This window comes from Gardnerella sp. 26-12, from assembly GCF_001660745.1.
GTDB lineage: Bacteria > Actinomycetota > Actinomycetes > Actinomycetales > Bifidobacteriaceae > Bifidobacterium > Bifidobacterium swidsinskii.
In genome coordinates this window covers 1-18,756 of record NZ_LWSR01000012.1, presented here as the reverse complement: position 1 = coordinate 18,756, position 18,756 = coordinate 1, and the positions used below count along the sequence as shown (strand labels likewise).

Sequence of the window (18,756 nt, the reverse complement as noted above, 5' to 3'; positions counted from 1 at the left end):
TTTTCATAAAAGAGAAGAAAAATTTTTGAAGAACCCTAGAACCTTTTTATGAAAACAGTGCCACGGAAAATCACGCGCACAAGAAACCACAGAGCCAAGCAAAACACGAGCAAAAATTTTATAGGGATAAAAGAAAATTGCCTCGACTTGTTTACTAAGTCGAGACAAAATAAGATTTTTGTTTTTACAGTTCGTCGAGTTCATTCATGTGCTGTGCCATGTAGTCAGCGAGCCAGTTCATGCCGTAGGCTTCTTCAAAGGATTCGAGCAAGAGTGATAAGTCTGTATGGAATCCGTAACTGTGGAGAGTATCTTGTGCTTGTTTTACTGATGTGAGTTTGAGCCTGCGAATAATTTCAGCGCTATCGTGTTTGTCTCTTTCTCTGCCACTTTCTAGTTTCATACCAAGGATATAATCAAGCGGCGGCATGAGCACGGTAAGATGAGAGAATTGAAAAACAGGAGTGCAAATTTTGCGCGGTGGGATGCGGTTCATGTTCGCAACAGAATTATTAAGCCATAATTCATCTGGCTCGTTCGCGTTATATTTCTCACCGACCTGTTGAATTATGTTTCTGATTTTTTCATTTTCTGTATAGAAGGCATCAACGTCTTGCGTGCCTCGAAGATTGTAATACTCAAGAACGAAACCACCAGCACAAATAATTTCGAGTGTGATATTTTCGTTCGCAAGATTGTCATTGAGTTCAGCGAACAGTGGTGTCTTGTCCATAACGTCCTTCTTTGAAAAGTTGCAGAATATTTTTTGGTTGTGCTTTACGATTCGCTTGGAGCACGTGCTCTCTTGTGTGTGTGCCGTCAGTGAGTGCGTCTTGCAATGTTATTTTTTGGAAGGGAGTCAGCACGGTGCTGTTGAGTAACCGTGTGACATCATCACTGGTGAGTTTCGTGCCATTGTCTTGAATAACTTTGTACAGGTAGCGGAACCATAAATCCCCATCTCGTTCGCTATTCTTACTTGCTTGAATCATATACTCGTACCACGTGTGCATGTGTCGTCTCCTTCTGTGTATTACCTGATTCTTATTCTAATCGGACAACACACAAACTTTTAGTATGCTAGGCATAGGCATAAGCCGCTTGCCTTATCGAAGGTGAATGCTCTGCCACCGTCTTCAACTTCGGAACAATTCTGGGCAAGAAGTTCAATATCGATACTGTGATAGAGAAGCGAATAAGGAAGCTCACTATGCTGGGCAAGTTTGGGAGTTATCCACGTCTCGCTAAAGTCTTCAAACCATTCTTCGACATCGCACACGGTAAAGCAGTCAATTTCGTCAATGGTGTGGTGCGCGTCGAACCAATCTTTGAATTGTGGATATTCTTCGAGTACGTTTTCGATGTCGCTCCCGTCATACCATGTGCACATTTCATCTCTCCTTTTCCTCGGGGTGTCTGTGACATTTTTTTGTTCAAGTTCCTTGAACACTGAAGACATATCGCCGTGAAGTGACGTAGCGCATAAGCTGCGCGTGGACCTTTAGGGACATCGCGGGCGTTGCGTGGAGGAACGTGGCGATAGGATCGTAAGTGTCAAGGAAATTGACAAACCTTAAAGAAAATTTTTTGTACACCGCAGGTGTTCCATACGAAAAAGAATGGTTGTACACGCTTTAGCGTGTGCAACACAATATTCCTGTCTATTGAGTCGTCAAGTACATACGAAATAGGGGTGAAGAATATGAATCCTTCACCCCATGTGCTTTTATAGGTTTTAGTCTGTGGTGGTGTAATAGTAGTCAAGCTGGTCGCTTGTGAAGTTATCTTCGCACCATGCTGCCAGGGTCGTATACAGGTCGTTGTATACACGTGCTTTATCCTCGTTGTAGAAATGGTATTGCCAGATTTTATTGTTCAACACCATGACAAGCTCGGTCATCATTTTGTAATTGCTGTGCCACTCATTAAAAGCGCGCTGGTAAGTATCTTCGATAGCGTCGAGACCAAATGCTTCTGCTATGGTGAAGTCTTCCCAGAAAGTAGTGATTGGCGTGTACCCGTAGTCTTTGAGTGGATTGTAGATTTGTGGCATAGTGATTGTGGTGCTCATTGTGTTTTCCTTTCAAAAAGTGGGGAGAAGAGGCTTTTCTCTTCCCCGTTGTGTTTGTTTTGATGATTGCGTTTCACGTCCTGCCGGTGGATGCGTTTCACACCCTCGGGGTGCTTGACCCAGCTCGCGCGGCCGAAACAATTTATTGTTGAGAGACGCTCGGATGGGTTGACATGCGTCCGCTGGTAGGGCGAGCATTCATCGGTAAAACAAACACGGGTAGAGAAAACACGTGCTCCAGCTATGAAAAGGAAAAGAGTGAGCAGTCGCTCTTACTGAATGCGCATAATCTCCTCACTCTTATAAGTACACGGGCAGAGTAGCTGATGGTTTTGCGAAGGATAATAGTGCAGAGGATTGTGTGGTAGAAAAAGATTGTGTTCCATGCGTGCAGGGGTGGGTGCGGCTCATACACGTGTGATGGAGAGTGAATGTGTAGAAACTATTCTTCTGGCACCACTCTTACCAGTAGCGCGTAGACGTGTATGCGTGTGCTCAACCTATCGGTTGTGGGGTGTGCTTGTATATCCATCTGTATGAGCGTATTAATAGTGCATGGTTCCAGGTCTTTGGCTTATCGTCATGGGCATTCTTGTGAGAAGAAAACCGACACGAAAGCGTAGGCTGGCTTATACAAGAGAAATGAAAAGGTGGTGGAGCACCCACCTTTTTCGTGAGTGTTCCACCACGAGGGCTTTAGTGACCCATGTTGATAGACCAGTAGCGTTTCTCGTCTTCACGAGCATGCGTGCCTTGAGGGTCGTCAGGATTGAAGTACGCGTTGCTGAAGGTATTGATGCGCACACCGTACCGGCCTGGAATGTTCGTGTAATAGCCTGGCTGGGTGCGCTTACCCTTGAGCAGCGTATGGTGGCGCAAGTCGAAGAGAGTGACTGTTTTAGAGGTGACGTGAATGACTTCGTAATAATCCCAGTTGGTTTGGTCATACCCCCATGTTGCGACGAGGATGTCACCTTCCATAGCGCCGTGCACGTTAATGGAGTTGCGGGTTACTGGTGCTTCGAGTGTGGTAGTCATAATAATCCTTTCCGTTAAAAGTGAAACAGTGGTTGTTTCGCTTGGGTTTTCTTTTGTTGATGATTGCGGTTCACGCTACGACTGGCGGCATATGTCACACCCCTTGTGGGTGCGTGACCTGGCACGCGTGGCTGCAACGTAAGTGAAAGACACGACGGACAGGTTGACATATGTCGCTAGGCGCAGCGAGCATTCATCGGTAAACAAAAGAAGGCCTAAGCGGTAAACAGCCACTCACATTTTTTAAGGAAGGAAGTATTGTCTTACCGCACGAGGCGCCTCGTATGCGTAATCCTTAGCTAAGTGCATAGATGCAAGGAAAAGGCCATGTCAGCGTGTGGGGTGTGAGAGAAACTATCAAGATGAGAAAGTAAGAAGGGCTACCCTAATGGGTAACCCTTCTAGTGGTATAGCGGTGCGTTTAGATGTGGTAGTCGCCGGTTACTGTAGTCATGATGTACAGGTCACGATAGTGAGGGTCGAGATAGTCAAGGCTACTTTCAAGGACTGTCCATGATAAGTTTGACGGGTTCATGATGATAATACGAGTAGTCGCATACGGTTGTGTAAGACGACGGTAGTCACGCATGACATGCCTGTCTAGCTCACTGTGCGCACCGTAGTGTGGCATGTACCCGTAATCGGTTACGATTCGTGCAGCGTGGTGGAATGTTTCCGCAGCTTCATGTGCAAGACTATTCATCTTTTCACTATCAGCGTGTAGGTGAACGATACCGTCATTCTTACTGGTAAGCGTGTATGGCATGTACTGTATTTCCAAGTCGACGATATCGCGTGGATTGTTCCATGTGTCGATGAAGTCAACATAGTCAGCTTCATCGGCTATGTCTTTTTCGAGGGTAAGGGGATCGACCGACTGGAGAAAAGTGGCGATGAGGTTGTCGTAGCTGGCATATTTTTTGAGTGCTTCGATAGCGTCTTTTTCACTGGTGAACGAGTAGAGAATGCTGGAGTGTCCCATAATAATTGTCCTTTCTTATGTGTGTCACTGTGTGCGTGACAAGCGTTAAGCAGCACACAACCCGTTGCCATAAGACACTCCGCCACCCCTCTAAAAATGATATGGGTTCTTGTGGGGCGCGCCCACACCCGTGGAAAGGCTTCCCTGTCTGCAATTTTTGCAGGCATGGGGAGCCTGAAAAACGATGGTGTCTGGCGCGAACTGCAAGAATCCTTATCGGGGTGGTGTGTGTGGATTGTGGTGGGTGTGTGCTTGTCTTGGCGCTGGCACGCACAAAGCTCATGTGGGGCGGCCGGGGTGCAGCATCTTTGCTGCACCCGTGTCATACAGACAACCCTTTAAGGGTTGGCATTAGCCCCACATGATATATAGGTCAGGAATATATGAGTAATGGTCGATCTCACGTGCGGTAATGTCGACCATTTCCATTTTGGTGGTGGTTGGTTTTCTATCAAAGGACAAGCCAACCACCCGATTTTTGATTCCTTAGAGGGTGTTTACGCGTATGTAGGTTCTTTATATACTATGCCTTCTTTGTTCTTGTGATCTTTGGATGTTTCCTCTTCGTTTTCCTCTAGTGGACGTAGTGAGAGACTAAACCCGAGATTGTCAAGAACACGCATAAGAGTATCTAAACGTGGGTTGCCTTTGCCGGAAAGGATTTGATACAAGCTTTCGCGTGGAATTCCGGAACGCTGCGCAAGCTTTGTCATTCCCTCAGATTTTGCTACTTCGCCTAGTGCTTGAGTAAAGAAGTGCGCATCGTTAGCTTCTAATGCCGCATTAAGGAAATAAATGATAGATTCTGGGTCGGTTAGATAGTTTTGAATATCGAATTCTCGTGTCTTTACCATTGTCCTGCTTCTTTCATGTCTTTAAGGAGAGCGTCTGCTTTCTTGATATCCTTGTCTTGTGTGGATTTGTCTCCACCAAAGACAAGGAGAACTATCTTGTCTTGTTTTTGGGCGAAATACACGCGATACCCTGCATCGATATGGAATCGTGCTTCTTTGAGTTCGCCATGTATGGTTTTAACGTCTCCGAAAACCATGCTCTCATTTTTCCACTGGAAGAGTCGAGAGCCGATAGCTAGTTGAGCTCGTCTATTTTTAAGCTTTTCTAGCCATTTTGTAAATTCTTCTGTTTCTATTATTCTCACACATCAATTGTAAGATATTTCTTACAGTTTGTCAATCTGAAGCAATAAGAGCGCGGGTCTCTCTACCTTTCTTCTAGGTAGAGAGACCCGCACTCTTTAACTTAAACTACAGCCTTTAGAATGGCATATCACCTGGGTCGTAACCAGTCATCCAATCGTCCTCTGATGAGGCTGGTTGTTCTGGAGCAGCTACAGGTGTGGTGTCGCGGTTTTGCCGCATAGCGAGCAGTGCGATATTGGTTGTAAGGTTTTCAGCATTAAAACTGACTTGGGCGTGGGCTTTGCCGTCTTTGCCTATCCATGCGGATGGGCGTGGATCGAACCGGCCTATCGCAATGACGGGCATGCCTTTACCCAGTTGCCCATTGTTCCATAGGGTTTCGAGGATTTCCGCAGACCTACCGAATATTTTTACCTGGATGAAGTCTGCTGGTCCGTCGACCCACTGCCCATTTTCCTGGCGTCTGTTTTGTGATGCGATGGTCAATTGGAGCATAGCGCGTTTACGGTCTGCTGGCGGGAAGTAGGTGTGATTGTCGGTGAGGTTTCCTTCGATAGTTTGAGCGATGGTCGTTTTCATCATTGTTCTCCTTTTTAGTTGAGGTTGTTGAGGCTTATTTCTGTGACTGGGTTTAAGACTTCGGGTAGGTTTTTGAGCTCATCGAGTCCGAATTGGCTTGTGATACGGTCCAGATCGTATGTGTCGGTCGCGTTGATGATCCACAGGACGCCTTGCGTGTTTCCGAGTTTGGATGCGCGGAATGCTTCAAGACGGTTCAGGATTGCCGCGATGTTTTTCGCTTTTTCTGGGGTGAGGATACTGGTTTTGATGAAGCTTAATTGTGGTGTCCACCCGTTACTGTCATTCATGTCTACGGTGTGGGTGATACGGATGACGAGGCGGACTTTACGTTCTTGTTCACTCATTGCAAGTCTTCTTTCGTCTTATTGTGGTTACTGGTGTATGGTTCTATTCCGTGTGTGGCTGCTATTTCTTTGAGGGATACCCGTTTTTCTGGTATCCAGGCTTGGTAGAAGTAGTAGTGGGCAAAGAATGCCATCATACCGATGACACTGATTGAGCTAAAGATAATAAAGGTTTGCGTGTTTGTAGGGAGAAAACTGTTATAAAGCGCTGCTGCCAGTACGAGGGTTATGGTTACTGCGAGAACGCTTAAGAGTACTGTCCATGCGCGAATAATTGTCTGGTGTTGGCAATTGCGTACTCGACTGCTGTCTTTCCATAATCTATTTGTTTCTGTGTATGCTGTAGCAAGGAGGATCCAGCATGAGATGATACTTGCGAGTATGATTGCCCACTGTGGCATGCCGTGGCCTATTTGTGAGCATAAGGCAGGGGCAGCGGGTGCTAAGACGAGCCATAGAAGGTCACGCTGCCCGTTGTCTAGTGTAAACTCCATGATAATTCTCCTTTTAAGATTCTCTTGTTTTGATGAAGCTTAATTGTGGTGTCCACCCGTTACTGTCATTCATATCGATGGTGTGGGTGATACGGATGACGAGACGGACTTTACGTTCTTGTTCACTCATTCTTGTTCTTTCTTTTCGTTGCTCGTTTTGATTTTTTGATACATGCCACCTGAAAAGTTGCCGATAAGAAATGCAAAGGCTGCGAGAGTAATCGTTCGTATAGTCTGGTTGTCTGATAGTGTTTCTACGAGTACGCAGACGGTCACACTGGTAAAAATTAGTGCGAGTGTGAGTTTTTGCCATCGTGTTTTTGGCGTATGTGTCTTGTTCGCGCTCTCTTGCATGAGATGTGCCATGTAGGTTACAAGACCGCTGTATGCAATAAGTGCATTTATTAGGATGAATGCTGCGAGTATACGAATGAGCATAAAAGACCTTTCTTTGTTGTAGTTTTGGTTATTCTTGGAATAAGGCGGGCTCTAGTTGGGAGACATAGTCTTTATCGAGTGTCCAGTTGTGGATGAAGCGTAGGTCGCACGAGTTTTCGTATGTGTTTTCAAGCTCGCTTATGGGGTGGATGGTGTATCCGGTTTTTTGCGCGTCTTGCTCATCTTGTGTGTTTTCGCAGATGTAGATTTTGTGGCATCCGTCGTATGCGAAGCTTGTGCCGGTGACTGGCTTGCTGTTAATTTTCATTCTTGTTTTCCTTTCTACTTGTATATGATTTTTCTTATGGTTTGGTTTTATATAAAAACCCTGGTGTGATTATTTTTCGTTCGTGTTGTTGAACACTGGAAGGGACAAAAACGGAATGCGCTGGAGCCAACCCCTTGCGGGCCCTAGCTTCGCGCGTGTCCGTAACGCGAGTGGAGGACGCGGGGAAGTTGGCGGAAGTGACCCGTTTTTTAGAGTGGGAAGTGTCAAGAACACGTCATAAAAAGCAAAAAATGAGAGTACACCGCAGGTGTTCCATGCGATGATAATGGGTCTGCCGCCATGATAGTGGTGGCAGATTCTTTGTTCTGCTGGTGGCGGCTGGTTCACACATCTTTGTGTGAACTTATGGAAGCATAGTAGCCACCCTTCTCGCGTGGTAATAGCGCGGCTTGCTCCTGGGGGTAATGCCCTAAAATTTATGGAATTTTGTTCAGGGCATGCCCTAGGGGTAAGACGCGCCCCGCGCGGGAGGGTGGCTGCGATAAGCCACCAGGGGCTGGCAGAAAAAGTTGCGCTTCTTTTTCTGCCAGCAAACCCTCTGCTTACTTCTGGCACCAGTGGGGTGTGATGTGGTGAAGGAGCGCTGTAGTAGTGATGCGTGCAAGCCAGTACTTCTCGTCTATCGTGAGTGCTTTCTGGGCTGTGATACGAGCGTTTGTCGTGTCATTTTTCAGCCAATACAAGTATGACAGTGTGCCATAGACTGTGACAGTTTCCCTCTGACTTAATCCTTTAAGTTCCAGCATGGTGGTCAGCAGTGCTATTGCACGATGGATGCGCCGTGTGTCGAGGGTGAAATTGTCATCTCTAAAAACCAGGTCGAGGCTTGAACGCACATAGTGGACAGTTTTCTCAGCGAATGGGTGCTCAACGTTATCGAGGAAGTCTTGCATGGTGCAGCCATGGAAACTATCAATAAGGAACATGTCACGCACGATGAGGAGACTGCTTAATGCTTGGATACCGTAGCGTAGTGTGTTCTCGTCCAATCCTTTCGTGGTAAAGCCTGCTAGGTAGTTGTGGAATGCTACGAGAGCTTCTACCTCTCCTATTAGGAGTGTGACCGTGTGGTCGCTGTTGATGGTAACCATTTTTTTTTATCCTTTCCTTGTGTGTTGGTAGTTCCAGGGCAGGCACACCCGTAAACCCACAAGAACACTCCCAGTCCTTGTGCGACGCTCCAGGCTCGACTCCGGTCAGCCCGTGGAACATGTTGTGGAATGGGCTGGCAGGGGTGAGCTTGTTGGGTGGCGTGACAAGGCTGGCGTGTGGTCTTTGGACTGGGTGTGCTAGCCTCTGGGCTACCAACACGAGAAAGTGGGGGCGGCGACCGGTGGCAGCATTCTTGCTGCGCCACAACAGTACAGTCTCCACGAGTGAAACTCGTGGAGACAATAGCCGCCCAGACTTTTTAGTGGATCCGGGTATGGTGCTGATATTTCTTTTAATTCTCATGATGTTAGTCAAAAGAATTTACAGACGGGACATCAGTTATAAATATCCTAGATATAGATGTTGGTGCTATTTGCTCACGGCACAAATGAACACTCTATGACAGATAAAGTATGGTTCACTCGGTTAACTTAGATGTCTGAATTGAAAGCGTTCTAATTTAAAAATAAGCTGCGCTGTGAAACTTCTGTAGTGAACTTTCACAGCGCAGCTTGTAGTTGTGCTCGTATTTACAATATTTATTGCATCTTATTCTGCTTTAATTGAACGCAATCGCTTATCGAATATGCAGATAAGCACCAGTATAAAGTGGATAAGAGCAGCTATGACAATTATTCCTGACTCTGCATGTAGAGATGGAATGGTCATGTGGGAATAAGCGTAATCCCATAGCGGATAGCTTACTGCTCCTATAGCGGCAACAACTGAGATGAATACAGACATTACCTGTCCAACGAGATTATCATCTACTGCATGAATAAATACTGTTTGGAATGGTGGATTTACTACTCCTTGGAAGAAAGCAAAAAGGAAACCAAACACGGCTGCTGCTATAGCGTTAGGCGCTAATGCCAGTCCTATTATAGAAAGAGTCACTAGTATATGTGAAAGAGTGAGTAGCATAGATAAGGACATTTTGCTGGACACTTTTGGCGCGATGAGATAGCTGAGGGCATACCCAAGTGACATTGCGCTTAAATACCAGCCATATCCTTCTGCACTATGTAGAACCATTGAGAATAAGAGGACTCCAGCAAAGCTTATGCCAGTAGATGCGATAGCTTCGAGTATTGCAAATGGAGCTAAAGTCCTGTACGTTTGGTTTTTTACAAATGTTGCCATTCCCCTAGCCCAAGTTGCCAAAAAGCCTTGAGAATATTCTGGATTTTCATCTGCGACGTCTGAAGTATAAATTCCGGTTCTAACTGCATGCTTGTAAATAAAATAAATAAAMAWAGAGCACTTTCATCTTCTAGTAAGGTGGGAGTGCTCTTTGCTCCTTTCTTATTAGTGGAGGAATCATGAAGCTAGCTGATTTTGCAGAGTCTGCTCGCGCGCTATTTAAGCGGCTGACTCGTATGCGCGCTAATAAGTCCTCCAAAAGTGCGGAATCTTCCGCAAGCTCTGGAATCGCTGCATCTTCCGAAAATACTGAATCTGCGCAGTCTACGCAGTCTTCGTAATCTTCATCATCACAAGAGCAATCTTCCCCAAAACCAATGTCCACACTTCGCAAGCTGGCTGAGCTGATTGCGCTTGTTACTATTGGCGTTTTGTGTTTCAGCTATCCTGTGGTTTCTACTTTGGTCAACAATCACGCTGCCAAAGAACTCTCAATCTAGTACGATAAATTAAATAAGGAAAAGACTAAAGAAAATCGCGCGGAAATTTTGGGAAAAGCGCGTGAATACAACGCTCGCCACAAGGCGATTATTAGCGCGGACCCGTATAACGGCAATAACGACTACATGGACACTCCCGAATATAAAGAGTACGAAAAAGTGCTTAGTGATGTCGATGCTGAAGGCGTTGTGAAAATACCGAAAATTGACGTGAGGCTGCCGATTTACCATGGAACTACTCAAGATACTCTCGCGATGGGAGCGGGGCATTTGTACGGCACGGATTTGCCGGTGGGCGGCAAAAGCAGGCACACGGTTGTGACGGCGCATACGGGTATGCCGGATGCCACAATGTTCGACGATTTAAACACGCTGAAAAAAGGTGATTACTTCTACTTTGACGTGCAAGGCAAGACTCTTCGATACAGAGTGTTTCGCATAAATGTGGTGGAGCCGAACGATATTCGTTTGTTGCGGCGCGAAAAGGGGCGCGACTTGGCGACGCTGATTACGTGTACCCCGTATGGAGTTAACACGCACAGGCTGCTCGTGACGGGGTATCGTGTGTTGCCGGATCCTGCTAACGTGCCGGGCGACCATATGCAGTGGTCGTTGTGGATGACGTTGTTTGTGATATCGATGGTGATGTCTGCGGTGTTGATGGCGATGATGCTGATTGCGTCGTTGCGAAAGAAGAATGGTGTGAGTAGTGTGCAAGGCAGGCATTTGCTGGCGGTTTCGCGCAAAATCTTGCGTAAGTTGCGCAAACGACCTGCCTGAGCGCAGCAATGCGACACGCCGGCTTGCGCGCAAGCTCATTCTGAGTATAGTAGTTACTCGGTTCGCGAAACGAGCCAAGATAACCAACGCCCCTTTAGCTCAGTTGGTTAGAGCAGCTGACTCTTAATCAGCGTGTCCAGGGTTCGAATCCCTGAGGGGGCACAAGCAAAACCCAAGCTTCGCGCTTGGGTTTTTTCGTATCTAATCTCTCCGTCACGCATATGCAGCAGCGCGCGTTTGTCCTTCTTTGCGGTCAAGCTGGAAACATGACCTCGTCAAATATGATGCCGCAATTATTCCAGGATGATGCCCAGCTTGAACAGCCGCAACAACCGCTGCTAAATTTAGCACAGTCTCAGTCGCAACAAGTTCAGTCGCAGCTGCAATCACTTACGCCGCAGCAAGCTCAGCCGCGACAGCTCCCTCTAAAAGCCGCCGACACGACTGCCGAAAATCCGTGGCCTGTTGCCGTTTTAAGCCAAAAGTTCCACAGTGCAGTAGAACGCTGGCCAGCCGCGTGGATTGAGGGTCAAATCGTCGAAATTAACATGCGCCGCGCTTCTTCCGGTTACATCACCCTTCGCGACAGTAATGAAGAAGTGTCGATTTCCGTAATGGGCTTCAGCAATTTCGTGCAGCAGGCGCGCGAACTTCGCCAGGGTGACCGCGTAGTCGTTCACGGCAAGGCGGATATTTGGGTAAAAGCCACGCGCTTAAGCTTCGTTGCAGACGAAATCCGCCGCGTCGGTGCCGGTGACTTAAAAGCGCAAATTGACGAGTTGCGAAAAAAGCTTAAGGGCGAGGGCTTATTTGACGCTGAAAATAAGGTTCCGCTGCCGGAATTTCCTAAGTGTGTCGGTCTCGTGTGCGCTCCTCAAGCGCGCGCGGAGGGCGATGTTATTACGAACGTGAATTTGCGCTGGCCTGTTACGCGCTTCAAAGTTATTCACGCGCACGTGCAGGGCGTGCAGTGCCCGGCGGATATTATTGCCGCAATTAAGCAGCTCGACGCGGATCCAGAAGTTGACGTTATTATCGTTGCTCGCGGCGGTGGAAGCTTTGAAGATTTGATTGGTTTTTCAGATGAGGGTGTGGTTCGCGCTACTGCTGCGTGCATAACTCCGATTGTGTCTGCAATTGGCCACGAGGACGATTGGACGCTGATTGATTTGGCTGCAGACATGCGCGCTTCGACTCCTACGGATGCTGCAAAGCGCGTGGTTCCAGACGTACGCGAGCAGTGGCAGCTTATTGATAACGCGTTGCAAACTATGCGCATGCGAATTTCTGCGCGCGTAGACAATGAGATTCGTCTCGTTGAAGGTTATGCGAATCGCCCGAGCCTTACGCGCCCGAGCACTATGCTTGAGCCGCACGAGCGTTTGGTTGAGCAGGCTGTTGAGCGAATGCGTCACGGTTTGGTGCGACTTCTTGACGACGCGAGTTTGACTGTTGAGAAGGCTCACGCGAGCTTGACTGCGCTAAGTCCGCAATCGACTTTGAATCGCGGGTACGCTGTTGTGCAGCTCAGTGGTGGGCGAGTGCTTGACGATGCGGCTTTAGCGAAAGTTGGCGACGATATGACAGTTACGCTTAAAAGTGGCGTGGTTCTTGGCAAGGTGACTGGAACAAAGTCAGCTGTTACTAAGTCTGCTTTCATAAAGCCAAGTAAAAAGTCAAGTAAGTAATTTTTTAGATATTTTAGATATTTATTTAGATACAACGAAAGGTTAGATATGAGTGAGAAAGTAACGAAAAAAGCGGAAGAATCAGCAGAAAACACAGAATTTGCAAGCACACTTACGAAAGAAGAGCGCGCTGCGATTGAGACGATGCCGTACGAAGAGGCTCGCGAAAAGCTGGTTCAGGCGGTTCAAGCGTTGGAAGCTGGCGGTTTGACACTAGATCAGTCCATGCGTCAGTGGGAGATTGGCGAGGCGCTGGCAAAGCGCGCGCAGGGTTTGCTTGCCACGGTTCGCGCTAAGTTGGACGCGGCACAAGCGGAACAATCGGCGACGGCAGCTACGGCTGGCACGCAATCGAATCTTGAGGATTAGCACTCGCTGATTATGCGCTCAGGCGGCATAAACTACTCGCGACTGAGTCGTTTTGGTCGGATTCTTGCGAAAAAGCGGCATAAACTACTCACCCTTGCACTGTTTCTGCCGTTTCTGCTGCGCGCCGCAGTGACACGCCATAGTGTATAATTGCCATTTGTTGCCTCGGTAGCTCAGTGGATAGAGCACCACTCTCCTAAAGTGGGTGTCGTCAGTTCGATTCTGATCCGGGGCACTTTTATGTGTGGACGTTGTGCAGTTTATATTTGTGCAATGGTGTTGTGTGCTGTATAATTCGCCTATTTTTTGTTGACAAATATTAGTTTCTTTCGTATAATTGAGTAGTGGTGAAGCCAGGCAGTGTCTGGTTCGCGAAGAGCCAATCAAGCGATTGATTGGCTCTTTGTGCATCTAATAGCGGGGGATTGGTGGGGATGATGGTGATTTATAAACCTTTTACTACTATCAGACAACAAATAGAATTACTTAAGTCTAGAGGAGTAGTGTTTCCTGATGAGATTAAAGCTATGGAAATACTTGAAAGAGAAGGTTACTATAGCGTTGTAAATGGATATAAAAATCCATTTCTTGAGTCAAAAAATTCGAATAAATATGTTCAAGGAGCAAAGTTTGAACAAATTTATTATCTTTTTAAATTTGATCGTGAACTTCGCAGTATTATCTTTGCGGCTACAACTAGAGCAGAAGCATTGTTAAGGTCATCATGTTCATATTGCTTTAGCCAAATGCACGGTAATGAAGTTAATGCTTACCTTAATGAAACTAACTATGAAGATCCAAAGGAATCAGGTGGTTTAATTAAAGCATTTAATCGAAWWATAGAAAATAWKCTATAAAAGCTAACAAAATTTATAAAATATGATTATAAAAAGAAAAGCCAACGCACAGCTAATAAAGCAGTACGAAGGCTTTTCTTAATCATATAAACTTATAAAATCATCCAGTATTCTGCAAGCCTGCAGCAACACCAGAAACAGTGCAAAGAATAAGGTAGATGAACTCTGCCTGCTGGCTTTCGCTAAGCTCTTCTTTGTCTACCTTGTTGCGAAGCTTGTGCAATGCAAGCGACTGGATTACAGATAGCGCGTCAACATAAGGCGAGCGCACGCGAATTGCCTGACCGAGCACGTGACGATGTTGCAAAGGCCACTTGTCGTCAACAATTTGCAAAACCCACTTGCGAGTAAGCTGCATTTCTGAAAGTACTTTATCACTCAAATCTTCGCGATCTCCAAGGCTTAAGTACATGCGAGCAATACGCTCATCCGTTTTAGCCAAAGACATCTCAATATTGTCAATAAAAGTACTAAACAGCGGCCACTCTTCGTAAGCGCGACGCAAAGTTTCCAAATCGCCAAACTTTTCGCAAGCAGTACCCAATCCGTACCATGCTGCTAAGTTAATGCGAGCCTGAGCCCAGGAGAACACCCACGGGATTGTGCGCAAATCATCCAACGACTTCGCACCCAAACCGCGCTTAGCTGGGCGAGAACCGATTGGAAGCAAACCAATCTCACTAAGCGGCGTAACCGTAGAGAACCATGGAGTAAAGTCATCCGTTTGCAGCAAATCAAGGAAGCGCTCATGAGCTGCAACATCAAGTTTTGCAGCCATATCTGCATACTTCTTCGTCATATCAGTGTTAGTTTTCTCAACACTTGGCGAAGACTGAAGCAAAGTTGCAGAAGCAACGGATTCAACGTGACGAATAGCAAGAATTGGATTGCCATATCGTGCGAAAATAACTTCGCCCTGCTCAGTAAGCTTGAAACGGCAGTTGACGGAACCAACTGGCTGCGCAAGCACTGCACGGTTTGCAGGACCGCCACCGCGACCAACAGCACCGCCGCGGCCGTGGAACAGTGTCAAATCAATATCATGCTTCTTAGCCCATTGAGCAATTCGCTCCTGAGCGGAATGCAAAGCAAGCGTTGCGGAAGTAGGACCAGCATCCTTGGAAGAATCCGAATATCCAAGCATAACTTCCATCTTGCGACCAGTAGCCTTAAGACGAGCTTGCACTTCAGGAATTTTAATAATCTCCTCAAGCACATTTACGGAATTCTGCAAATCTTCAAGCTGCTCAAACAGCGGAATGACGTCGATTGTTGGCGCATCCTGTGGATGAGCGAAAGCAAGACGATTTAGCTCAAATACGTCACGTACATGCTGAGCAGATTTTGCGAAGGAAATAATGTAGCGTCGAGCAGCGCGCATACCGTTGCGCTTTTGAATTGCTCCCAAAGCGCGGAACGTATCGAGTACTTCACGAGTCATTGGCTGAAGCGGACCGCGTTCGCCATGCAATCCATGTTCGCGAATATCTTCCAAAGCACGAGAATGCACGAGAGAATGCTGACGGAATTCCATTTCAACCATGTGGAATCCAAAGGTTTGCGCCTGCCAAATCAAATCCTGCAAAGGACCATATGCAGCACGAGGATCTCCGCCTTCTGCCAAAGAGCGTTGCACAATTTGCAAATCCTCAATGAAATCTTCGCAAGAATGATACATCAAATCCGTATCGCGGCTAATAGTGCGATGCAAACGGTCAGCCATTACAAGCATTACAGCACGATGCGGCTCACTGTTAGAAACATCCGAAGCGTTTTCTGTAAGCTGTTCGCTCATTTCGCGCTGACGATTCCACAACTCAAGCAACTCCACACTTGGAGGCGTTGTGCGCGTTTCCATAGTTAAGCATTTTCCAACTTCGCGAGTACGATTCTCCAAAGCCACAAGCACGTGATCGCTAAACTTTCGAGCGACTTGACGACTCACTTTAGCTGTCACATTAGGGTTGCCATCTCGATCTGAACCAATCCAGCTTCCTGGATGGAAGAATGCAGGGCAACGCGGAGGAACTAATCCAGCCTTCTTGCCAAGCAGCCAATCGTCAAATCGACGATACACGACTGGAATCGTGTCAAACAAAGTAGCGTCAAAAATGTCAAGAATAGTGTCAGCTTCTTCAACTGGAGTTGGCTTCTTCAAAGCAATCGGAGAAGTGCGAAGAAGCGCATCAATTTCGTTATAGAGACGACGATAATTTTCGCGCTTATCAGATCCGCCTAAACGATGATGTTCGCTTAATAATTGCGAAATTCTGCGAATTTTACCTGCAACGGCTTTACGACGAGCTTCGGTTGGGTGCGCAGTAAATACAGGATGGAACTCAAGCTTTGCGAGCAATTCTTTCGCTTCAGCAGGGCTCATTTCAGTAAGCAACTTGTGATAAGCACAAGTTAGTTCATTAACTGGATCAACCGGCAACGAATCTTCAACTTCACATTCACGCTGATGAAGTACAGAAACACGATAATTTTCCTCGCACAAATTTGCCAAGTGGAAATATGTTGCGAAAGCACGAGCTAAAAGCTGCGTATCGTGCAAATTCATTCCGTTGAGCTTGCTAACAGCTTTACTTAAGCCATCATCTGCAGTTACTTTTGCGTCTACCATTTGCGCAAAATGAGCTGCACTAGCTTCTACAGCATTCAAACGCACATCGTCGAATACTGCTAATAATTTTTCATCAAATTCGCCAAGAACATCGCGAAGAATATGCAAGCACAAATCCATGTCTTGCTTAAGTGATGCTGGAAGGTCACGCTCCTCTGGGCCTTTTCGCCCTAAACCAGACGTAACAATAGTTGCGTCTGCCGGAGTAACCTGCTGATTTTCTGTTGCCATCAGACCTCCTTACGCCAGACTAAGGTTGCTTGGTCGTCTGACTTCCGCGGCTCCTCCGCGGTTATGTAGGTCAGAAGTTGCAAGCCCACAGCCTTGTTTCCAGCGAGATACCAAGTTAATTGTGAAACTACCACCGGACGTAGTAAAGAATGCTGATTTATCAACAAAATATAACTCGGCAACGGGGTTGCGTATACTAAAAAATTGTGAGTACAGCAGAGAATAATATTGAGAATAATACACACAACAACAGCATCAACAACTGCGATTGCGATAAGCCTGAAATTCTTTCGACTGGTCATATAGTCGGAAAACCTTCTGGGCGTTTTCATACTCATGCTATTCCACTCGATATGGACGATGTTGAGCGAGATTGGGATAAGCCAGTTACGCAAGCAGGAATTGCTGCGAAATCGAGTATTATTATTCGCGTCGGTGCGCTCGGTTTAGGAGCAGGCACAGGAAGCTACCGAGTTCGCGAGCTTATGCACAGAATCGGCGAACCAATGGGTGTACATGTGCGCGCGGACGTGAATCTCACAGATATTGAAGCAACTTGTACTGATAAGCATGAGCGAATTACTGAAGTTGTAGATCTTCCAACCACAGGTGTTAACACTGAGCGCATTTGGCTTCTAGAACATTTTGCAGATTGGTTTAACGTCAAGCTTGGAAACGATTCTTTATATCACTCTAAAGCTGCTGTTTCTAAGGAATTAGTTGACACATTGCAAGCGAGCGACGACGAACATACCATTGTACAAACAGCTAAGCAGTCTGAAGAAAATGCTACTAAAATTGCAAAAAAGAAAGCGTTGCAAGAAGCTATAAAAAAAGAAAAACCACGCGGCATTTTTGCATTGCAGCCAGAAAGTGCTTACGCTGAACATTTTTCGCACGTAAACGCATCTAATAGTAATGACGAATCTAAAAATGATCATCCTCTTACAGTTAGGGAAGTACACGACCGTCTTGATTTGATTAAAAATAGGAAACCGCTATACAAACCGTGGTTTGCTGGTCTTGCTTCGGCAGTTGCTTGCGCATCCTTTGCGTTCTTGCTTGGCGGCGGCATTTACGACATGATTGGTGCTTTTATTGGAGCAGGAATCGGTCACTATATTCGTCGCAGAATGTTTATGAAGCATCTAAACCAGTTTGTAGTTACATTCGTAGCTGTTGCAATAGGTGCACTATCATGCATTGGGGCTTTACGTCTTATTGGCTTCTTTGACCCTAGCGCGCTCAATCATACAACTGCATATATTGGTTCAGTGTTGTTTGTTATTCCTGGATTCCCTCTTATTACAGGCGGCTTAGATATTGCAAAAATTGATTTCCCTTCAGGAATTCAACGACTGTGTTACACAATGGCGATTATTTTGATGGGAACTCTTGCAGGATGGACGGTTGCAAGCCTTGTACAGCTCAATCCTCAAGGCTTCCCTCCTCTCGGATTAAACCCTTGGCTTAACACAGTTCTTCGACTTATTACAGCTTTTGCCGGAGTATGGGGCTTCTCAGTGCTGTTTAATTCTCCACAACGCATGTGCATAGTTGCTGGCATTATTGGCGCTATTACAGATACTCTTCGCTTAACTATGACAGATTTTGGAGTTGCTGCCGAAATTGCAGCTTTCAGCGGTGCTTTATTGGCAGGTTTGCTAGCTTCTGCTTGGAGAACTATCGTTCGTCACGGATTAGCGCCTCAATATTTGGGTTATCCACGAATAGGTCTTACGGTTCCATCTATCGTAATTATGGTTCCTGGACTTTATATGTATCGCGCAATGTTTTATCTTGGTCAATTCCACACGCTTCCGGCGTTAGACTGGACTTTCCGCGCTTTCATGGTAATTATTTGCTTACCTATTGGTCTTGCTGTAGCACGCGTTATTACAGATAAAAGCTGGCGTTACGACGTGTGATGTTCTAAGTTTCAGCCCGTTAATTTTTAACAAAAAGCCGCTTACAAGTTTTCTTGCGAGCGGCTTTATTTTTTATTACTTTAC

The 18,756-nt window shown here is 46.3% G+C and carries 20 protein-coding genes, 2 tRNA genes and 1 pseudogene; 9 read left to right on the top strand and 14 right to left on the bottom strand.

The features are described from left to right. Positions 1–184: 184 nt before the first annotated feature. The 12 genes from A5295_RS01485 to A5295_RS06450 form a co-directional block, all read right to left on the bottom strand. Positions 185–733, bottom strand: coding sequence for a DUF6036 family nucleotidyltransferase (locus tag A5295_RS01485; protein ID WP_016637681.1), 549 nt, complete (start codon positions 731–733; stop codon positions 185–187). Beyond that, positions 708–1,013 (bottom strand): hypothetical protein, encoded by a 306-nt coding sequence (locus tag A5295_RS01480; protein ID WP_009994584.1) that lies wholly within the window; start codon positions 1,011–1,013, stop codon positions 708–710. Before A5295_RS01480 ends, A5295_RS01485 begins: the two co-directional genes overlap by 26 nt. A gap of 59 nt (positions 1,014–1,072) precedes the next feature. Continuing rightward, complete coding sequence (locus A5295_RS01475) at positions 1,073–1,390, bottom strand: hypothetical protein (protein WP_009994582.1); 318 nt, start codon at positions 1,388–1,390, stop codon at positions 1,073–1,075. Between the two features lie 345 nt (positions 1,391–1,735). Continuing rightward, positions 1,736–2,071: a hypothetical protein gene (locus tag A5295_RS01470; protein ID WP_009994580.1), complete on the bottom strand. Its 336-nt coding sequence runs from the start codon at positions 2,069–2,071 to the stop codon at positions 1,736–1,738. 696 nt (positions 2,072–2,767) lie between these two features. After that, positions 2,768–3,109 carry a hypothetical protein gene (locus A5295_RS06320; protein WP_162037913.1) on the bottom strand — a complete coding sequence of 114 codons (342 nt, stop codon included), beginning with the start codon at positions 3,107–3,109 and terminating at the stop codon, positions 2,768–2,770. Positions 3,110–3,530: 421 nt separating this feature from the next. Beyond that, a complete protein-coding gene (locus A5295_RS06455; RefSeq protein WP_231875268.1) occupies positions 3,531–3,875 on the bottom strand; it encodes a hypothetical protein in 345 nt (114 codons plus the stop codon). A gap of 713 nt (positions 3,876–4,588) precedes the next feature. Then, a complete protein-coding gene (locus A5295_RS01455) occupies positions 4,589–4,945 on the bottom strand; it encodes an addiction module antidote protein (protein ID WP_064621519.1) in 357 nt (118 codons plus the stop codon). Beyond that, positions 4,939–5,250 carry a type II toxin-antitoxin system RelE/ParE family toxin gene (locus A5295_RS01450; RefSeq protein WP_009994575.1) on the bottom strand — a complete coding sequence of 104 codons (312 nt, stop codon included), beginning with the start codon at positions 5,248–5,250 and terminating at the stop codon, positions 4,939–4,941. Before A5295_RS01450 ends, A5295_RS01455 begins: the two co-directional genes overlap by 7 nt. A 115-nt stretch (positions 5,251–5,365) precedes the next feature. Next, on the bottom strand, positions 5,366–5,833 hold the full coding sequence (locus A5295_RS01445) for a single-stranded DNA-binding protein (RefSeq protein WP_013399328.1): 468 nt from the start codon (positions 5,831–5,833) through the stop codon (positions 5,366–5,368). Between the two features lie 11 nt (positions 5,834–5,844). Beyond that, positions 5,845–6,177, bottom strand: coding sequence for a hypothetical protein (locus A5295_RS01440; RefSeq protein WP_009994572.1), 333 nt, complete (start codon positions 6,175–6,177; stop codon positions 5,845–5,847). 960 nt (positions 6,178–7,137) lie between these two features. Then, positions 7,138–7,377 carry a hypothetical protein gene (locus A5295_RS01425; RefSeq protein WP_013399326.1) on the bottom strand — a complete coding sequence of 80 codons (240 nt, stop codon included), beginning with the start codon at positions 7,375–7,377 and terminating at the stop codon, positions 7,138–7,140. Positions 7,378–7,940: 563 nt separating this feature from the next. Beyond that, the gene (locus A5295_RS06450) at positions 7,941–8,489 is read right to left on the bottom strand and encodes a hypothetical protein (RefSeq protein ID WP_231130963.1); all 549 of its coding nucleotides are present in this window, start codon (positions 8,487–8,489) and stop codon (positions 7,941–7,943) included. A gap of 79 nt (positions 8,490–8,568) precedes the next feature. On the opposite strand from A5295_RS06450, the gene A5295_RS06540 reads away from it, so the two are divergent. Next, entirely contained in the window at positions 8,569–8,691 is a 123-nt protein-coding gene (locus tag A5295_RS06540) for a hypothetical protein (RefSeq protein ID WP_255358933.1), read from the top strand. Between the two features lie 408 nt (positions 8,692–9,099). Here the strand turns inward: A5295_RS06540 and A5295_RS01415 are convergent, their stop codons facing one another. After that, positions 9,100–9,693 (bottom strand): MFS transporter, encoded by a 594-nt coding sequence (locus A5295_RS01415; protein WP_231875267.1) that lies wholly within the window; start codon positions 9,691–9,693, stop codon positions 9,100–9,102. Positions 9,694–9,872: 179 nt separating this feature from the next. Between A5295_RS01415 and A5295_RS06445 the strand changes: the two genes are divergently transcribed. The 7 genes and pseudogenes from A5295_RS06445 (at position 9,873) to A5295_RS01385 (ending at position 13,887) form a co-directional block, all read left to right on the top strand. After that, positions 9,873–10,034, top strand: coding sequence for a hypothetical protein (locus tag A5295_RS06445; protein ID WP_004110597.1), 162 nt, complete (start codon positions 9,873–9,875; stop codon positions 10,032–10,034). Positions 10,035–10,070: 36 nt separating this feature from the next. Then, positions 10,071–10,973 (top strand): annotated as a pseudogene (locus A5295_RS01410) (class C sortase). Between the two features lie 88 nt (positions 10,974–11,061). Further along, positions 11,062–11,135 (top strand) — tRNA-Lys (locus A5295_RS01405). 119 nt (positions 11,136–11,254) lie between these two features. Beyond that, positions 11,255–12,661 carry an exodeoxyribonuclease VII large subunit gene (xseA, locus tag A5295_RS01400; RefSeq protein WP_064621520.1) on the top strand — a complete coding sequence of 469 codons (1,407 nt, stop codon included), beginning with the start codon at positions 11,255–11,257 and terminating at the stop codon, positions 12,659–12,661. A gap of 48 nt (positions 12,662–12,709) precedes the next feature. Continuing rightward, positions 12,710–13,030 (top strand): exodeoxyribonuclease VII small subunit, encoded by a 321-nt coding sequence (locus A5295_RS01395; protein ID WP_004110585.1) that lies wholly within the window; start codon positions 12,710–12,712, stop codon positions 13,028–13,030. Between the two features lie 162 nt (positions 13,031–13,192). Further along, a tRNA-Arg gene (locus A5295_RS01390) sits at positions 13,193–13,265 on the top strand. Positions 13,266–13,464: 199 nt separating this feature from the next. Continuing rightward, complete coding sequence (locus tag A5295_RS01385; RefSeq protein WP_231875269.1) at positions 13,465–13,887, top strand: Abi family protein; 423 nt, start codon at positions 13,465–13,467, stop codon at positions 13,885–13,887. A gap of 100 nt (positions 13,888–13,987) precedes the next feature. Here the strand turns inward: A5295_RS01385 and A5295_RS01380 are convergent, their stop codons facing one another. Next, on the bottom strand, positions 13,988–16,744 hold the full coding sequence (locus A5295_RS01380) for a phosphoenolpyruvate carboxylase (protein ID WP_004119754.1): 2,757 nt from the start codon (positions 16,742–16,744) through the stop codon (positions 13,988–13,990). 206 nt (positions 16,745–16,950) lie between these two features. On the opposite strand from A5295_RS01380, the gene A5295_RS01375 reads away from it, so the two are divergent. Then, positions 16,951–18,672, top strand: a complete 1,722-nt coding sequence (locus A5295_RS01375; RefSeq protein ID WP_064340440.1) for a threonine/serine exporter ThrE family protein — start codon at positions 16,951–16,953, stop codon at positions 18,670–18,672. The last annotated feature ends 84 nt before the right edge of the window (positions 18,673–18,756 follow it).

Excerpts from the sequence above, each read along its gene's own strand:
- A5295_RS01485 (WP_016637681.1), bottom strand. The coding sequence starts at position 733 with ATGGACAAGACACCACTGTTCGCTGAACTCAATGACAATCTTGCGAAC.
- A5295_RS01480 (WP_009994584.1), bottom strand. The coding sequence starts at position 1,013 with ATGCACACGTGGTACGAGTATATGATTCAAGCAAGTAAGAATAGCGAA.
- A5295_RS01475 (WP_009994582.1), bottom strand. The coding sequence starts at position 1,390 with ATGTGCACATGGTATGACGGGAGCGACATCGAAAACGTACTCGAAGAA.
- A5295_RS01470 (WP_009994580.1), bottom strand. The coding sequence starts at position 2,071 with ATGAGCACCACAATCACTATGCCACAAATCTACAATCCACTCAAAGAC.
- A5295_RS06320 (WP_162037913.1), bottom strand. The coding sequence starts at position 3,109 with ATGACTACCACACTCGAAGCACCAGTAACCCGCAACTCCATTAACGTG.
- A5295_RS06455 (WP_231875268.1), bottom strand. The coding sequence starts at position 3,875 with ATGCCATACACGCTTACCAGTAAGAATGACGGTATCGTTCACCTACAC.
- A5295_RS01455 (WP_064621519.1), bottom strand. The coding sequence starts at position 4,945 with ATGGTAAAGACACGAGAATTCGATATTCAAAACTATCTAACCGACCCA.
- A5295_RS01445 (WP_013399328.1), bottom strand. The coding sequence starts at position 5,833 with ATGATGAAAACGACCATCGCTCAAACTATCGAAGGAAACCTCACCGAC.
- A5295_RS01440 (WP_009994572.1), bottom strand. The coding sequence starts at position 6,177 with ATGAGTGAACAAGAACGTAAAGTCCGCCTCGTCATCCGTATCACCCAC.
- A5295_RS01425 (WP_013399326.1), bottom strand. The coding sequence starts at position 7,377 with ATGAAAATTAACAGCAAGCCAGTCACCGGCACAAGCTTCGCATACGAC.
- A5295_RS06450 (WP_231130963.1), bottom strand. The coding sequence starts at position 8,489 with ATGGTTACCATCAACAGCGACCACACGGTCACACTCCTAATAGGAGAG.
- A5295_RS01415 (WP_231875267.1), bottom strand. The coding sequence starts at position 9,693 with ATGGCAACATTTGTAAAAAACCAAACGTACAGGACTTTAGCTCCATTT.
- A5295_RS06445 (WP_004110597.1), top strand. The coding sequence starts at position 9,873 with ATGAAGCTAGCTGATTTTGCAGAGTCTGCTCGCGCGCTATTTAAGCGG.
- xseA (WP_064621520.1), top strand. The coding sequence starts at position 11,255 with ATGATGCCGCAATTATTCCAGGATGATGCCCAGCTTGAACAGCCGCAA.
- A5295_RS01395 (WP_004110585.1), top strand. The coding sequence starts at position 12,710 with ATGAGTGAGAAAGTAACGAAAAAAGCGGAAGAATCAGCAGAAAACACA.
- A5295_RS01380 (WP_004119754.1), bottom strand. The coding sequence starts at position 16,744 with ATGGCAACAGAAAATCAGCAGGTTACTCCGGCAGACGCAACTATTGTT.